We start from the raw sequence: 4,336 nt of genomic DNA, 5'->3' as shown, positions 1-4,336 counted from the left end.
GGAGCCGCATGCGATGCTCTCGCCCGTGGAGACCAGGTCCGTGAGTCCCGTGTTCGTCGGTCGCGTCGAGGAGTTGGAGACGCTGAGCGACGCGCTCACCCGTGCCGCGACGGGGGAGCCGCAGGCGCTGCTCCTCGGCGGCGAGGCCGGAGTCGGCAAGACCCGGCTCATCGAGGAGTTCGCCGCTGTCGCCGCCCGGGCGGGCGCCGTCGTCGCACTCGGCGGCTGCGTCGAGATCGGNNCGGAGGCCCTGGCCGCCGCCGCCGCCGGCCAGGAGGACGAACTGGCCCGGCTGCTGCCCGAACTGGGCGAGGTCGGCGCCGGCCGGCCCGACGACGAGGAGGGCGTGGCCCGCCTCTTCGAACTCACCGCCCGCCTCCTGGAACGCGTCGCCGCCGACCGCACGGTCGTCCTCGCCCTGGAGGACCTGCACTGGGCCGACGCCTCCACCCGTCACCTGCTCTCCTATCTGCTGCGCACCCTGCGCACCGGCCGCCTCGTCGTCCTCGCCACCTACCGCTCCGACGACATCCACCGCCGTCACCCGCTGCGCCCCCTGCTCGCCGAACTCGACCGGCTGCGCACCGTCCGCCGTCTCGAACTCGCCCGCTTCACCCGCGAGGAGGTCGGCCGGCAGATCGCCGGCATCCTGGCCGCCGAGCCCGACCCCGCCCAGGTCGACGACATCTTCGAACGCTCCGACGGCAACGCCTTCTTCGTCGAGGAACTGGCCGTCGCCGTCCACGAGGGCTCCTGCACGGGCCTCACCGACTCGCTGCGGGACCTGCTCCTCGTCCGGGTCGAGGCGCTGCCCGAGAGCGCCCAGCGGGTCGCCCGGATCGTCGCCGAGGGCGGATCCACCGTCGAGCACCCCCTGCTCGCCGCCGTCGCCGGGCTCACCGAGGACGACCTCATCGAGGCGCTGCGGGCCGCCGTGAACGCCCATCTGCTGCTGCCCACCCCGGCCGGCGACGGCTACCGCTTCCGCCACTCCCTGGTCCGCGAGGCGGTCAGCGACGATCTGCTGCCCGGCGAACGCTCCCGCCTCAACCGCCGCTACGCCGAGGCCCTGGAGGCCGACCCGGCCCTCGTCCCCGCCGACCAGCGCGTCACCCGGCTGGCCAGCTACTGGTACCACGCCCACGACGCCGCCAAGGCTCTCCCCGCCGTCCTGGACGCCGCCTCCGCCGCCCGCTGCCGGCACGCCTACGCCGAACAACTCCGGCTCCTCGAACGCGCGATGGAGCTGTGGGACGCCGCACCCGAGGAGACCCGCGCCACCCTGCGCCCCGCCGACCCCACCGGGGTCTACCCGCCCCGCGCCTGCGACCCGGCGACCGCCCCGCTGCACTACCTCGACCTGATGGCCGAGGCCGCCGTCGCCGGCCGGCTCTGCGGAGAGCGGGAACGCGCCATGAAGATCACCAAGCGCGCCCTGCGGCTGCTGGAGGAGGAGCCCGACCCGCTCCGCGCCGCCTGGTTCTGGACCCAGCGTGCCCAGCTGATGCAGGGCAAGGGCCGCGGTGACGGCTGGCAGGAACTCGCCACCGCCCAGGAACTCGTCCGCGGCCTGCCGCCGTCCCAGGTGCACGCCGACGTGCTGGTCGCCGTCGCCGGCTGGCTGATGCTGCGCACCCCCGGCCCGGAGGCCTTCTCGGCGGCCGAACGCGCGGTGGAGTACGCCCGCATGGTCGGCGCCCGCGAGACCGAGCTGAACGCCCGGCTGACCCTCGGCTGCCTCATGGTCGACTCCGGTGACATCGACGCCGGACTCGCGGTGATGTACGAGGTCAAGGAACGCACCCTCGCCGAGGGCATGTCCCAGGTCGCCGGCCGCGCCTACGTCAATCTGCCCTCCGAACTGGAGTCCGTGGGCCGCTCCCGCGAGGCCGTCCCGCTGCTGGAACAGGGCATCGCGCACAGCCGCCGGTACGGCCAGCTCAACAGCGAGGCCTGGGTCTGGGCCAATCTCTCCGACTCCCTCTACTCACTGGGCCGCTGGGACGAGGCCGCCCAGGCCGCGGAGAACGCCCGGCGGCGCGGCCAGAGCGCCAAGCCGCAGGGCGCCGGCGCGCTGTGCCTGGCGCACGTCGCCCTCGGCAGGGGCGAGGCGACCGAGGCGGCCCGCCATCTCGCCGCCGCGCGCGGCTACTTCGGCACCCACGACCCGATGCCCCAGCAGTCCCTGCCGCTGTCCGCCATCAGCATCGGCGTCGCCGCCGCCGAGGGCCGCCTCCTCGACCTGCGCGCCGAACTCCGCACCATGGCGGATGCCGGCTTCCCGCCCGGCACCCAGCGCTACGGCTGGCCGCTGCTCCTCGCCGCCGCCACCGCCGAGGCCGACAGCCGCGCCCTGCCCGCCACCCACCAGGGCCGCGCCGAGGCCGTCGACCGCATCCGCGACAGCGCCAAGCGCCTGGCCACCAACGCACCCGTCTGGCTCGCCCACGACCAGTGGGTCCGCGCCGAACTGGGCCGCGCCGAGGACACCGTCGGCCCGGACACCTGGTCCGAGGTGGTCACCGCCTTCGAGCCGCTGGAGCGCCCCTACGACCTCGCCCGTGTCCGTCACCGCCTGGCTCAGGCCCTGCTCGCGGCCGGCGGCGAGGAGGAGCGCGAGCGCGCCGCGGAGCTGCTGCGCCTCGCCCAGGCCGTCGCCGGCCGTCTCGGCGCCCGCCCGCTCGCCGAGGCCGTCACCCACCTCGCCCAGCGTGCCCGCCTCTCCCTGACCCGCACCCCGCGGCAGGCCCTCGCGCCCGCCGATCCGGCCGAGGCGCTGGGCCTGACCAGCCGGGAGCGGGACGTCCTGCGCCTGGTCTCGGCGGGCCGCACCAACCGTCAGATAGCCGAGGAGCTGTTCATCTCCCCGAAGACGGCCAGCGTCCACGTCTCCAACATCCTGGGCAAGCTCGGCGTCTCCGGCAGAGGCGAGGCGGCGGCGGTCGCCCACCGGCTGGGGCTGTTCCCGCCGGGAGCCCTGGACCGGACGGTCGCGGGGTAGTCGCGGGACAATCGACGGACGACCACGTGCGCCGCACCGCGGCCCGGGAGGGGACAGTGATGTTCAACCCGTTCGAGGAACTGTTCGCCCCGGGCCGCAAGCACACCCGCGACGAGCAGAACCGGCTGGAGATGACCCGTGAGGACGTCGGCGACGCCGATCCCGGCCGCGGGCCGATAGACCTCGCCTCCGGGAAGGTCGTCGTACGACGCCCCGATCCGGAAGCGGAGCCGGGCGGGGAGGGAACGGCCGGGGGGACGGACGAGGAGACGGCCGGGGGCGCGGAGAACGGCGAGCGGCGCTGAGCGGACGGGCCCGCTCGGGACGCCTGACGGCGGCCCCACGCGCATGGCGGGCCCGCACCCGTCAGCTCACCCGGAGCTCCAGGATCCGGTCGTCGCCGTCCCTCGGGGAACCGCGGCCGTCCGTCTCGCTGGTCACCAGCCACAGCCGGTCGCCGCCCGCGGCCACCACCGTGCGCAGCCGGCCGTGGTCGCCCTCCAGGAAGGACTGCGGGTCCGCCGAGGCCTCAGTGCCCTTCAGGGGGATGCGCCACAGGCGCTCACCGCCCAGGCCCGCCATCCAGATCGAGCCCTCGGCGTAGGCGATGCCGCTCGGGGAGGCCTCGTCGGTGGTCCACTGGGCTATCGGGTCCTGGAATCCGGAATCCCCGGACCTGCCCTCGGCCTCCGGCCAGCCGTAGTTGCCGCCCGGCTTGATCGCGTTCAGCTCGTCCCAGGTGTCCTGGCCGAATTCCGCCGCGAACAGGCGCTGCTTGCCGTCCCAGGCGAGGCCCTGCACATTGCGGTGGCCGGACGAGTACACCGGGGAGTCCGGGGACGGGTTGCCCGGGGCCGGTTCGCCCTCCGGGGTCAGGCGGAGGATCTTGCCGCCCGTGGAGTCCTCGTCCTGGGACAGGCCCTCCTCGCCGCTCTCGCCCGTGCCGACGTAGAGCATCCTGTCCGGGCCGAAGGCGATACGGCCGCCGTTGTGGACGAACCCCTTGGGGATGCCCCTGAAGATCGTGTCGGGGGCGCCGAGCTGTTCGCCCGCGGGCCTCTCCTCGTCGAGGAGCATGCGGACGACGCGGTTGTCCGAGGCGGAGGTGAAGTACGCGTAGACCATGTGGTCCGACGCGTAGTCCGGGGAGAGGGCTATGCCGAGCAGGCCGCCCTCGCCGGCCGCCGAGACACCGGGCACCTCGCCCAGCTCGGTCTTCTTGCCGGTCCGGCCGTCGACACGGAGGATCGTGCCCTCGTCGCGGGAGGAGACGAGCAGATCGCCGTCCGGCAGCGGAGCGAGGCCCCAGGGGCTGTCCAGGTCCTCGGCGACGGT

3 protein-coding genes are annotated in these 4,336 nt (G+C 74.7%); 2 read left to right on the top strand and 1 reads right to left on the bottom strand.

What is annotated here, in order from left to right; genetic code table 11:
* Nucleotides 1–13 precede the first annotated feature (13 nt).
* Both CCN42_RS45805 and CCN42_RS38180 read left to right on the top strand, forming a co-directional pair.
* A complete protein-coding gene (locus CCN42_RS45805; RefSeq protein ID WP_211294890.1) occupies nt 14–3,001 on the top strand; it encodes a helix-turn-helix transcriptional regulator in 2,988 nt (995 codons plus the stop codon).
* Between the two features lie 26 nt (nt 3,002–3,027).
* A complete protein-coding gene (locus CCN42_RS38180; protein WP_143662178.1) occupies nt 3,028–3,306 on the top strand; it encodes a DUF6191 domain-containing protein in 279 nt (92 codons plus the stop codon).
* Between the two features lie 61 nt (nt 3,307–3,367).
* Here the strand turns inward: CCN42_RS38180 and CCN42_RS38175 are convergent.
* On the bottom strand, nt 3,368–4,336 hold a 969-nt coding region (locus CCN42_RS38175), incomplete at its 5' end, for a PQQ-dependent sugar dehydrogenase (RefSeq protein ID WP_086741823.1).

Source organism: Streptomyces glaucescens (genome assembly GCF_002154375.1).
GTDB classification, from domain to species: Bacteria; Actinomycetota; Actinomycetes; order Streptomycetales; family Streptomycetaceae; genus Streptomyces; species Streptomyces glaucescens.
Note: the sequence above shows the minus strand (reverse complement) of the source record. Positions and strands in the feature narration are given on the sequence as shown.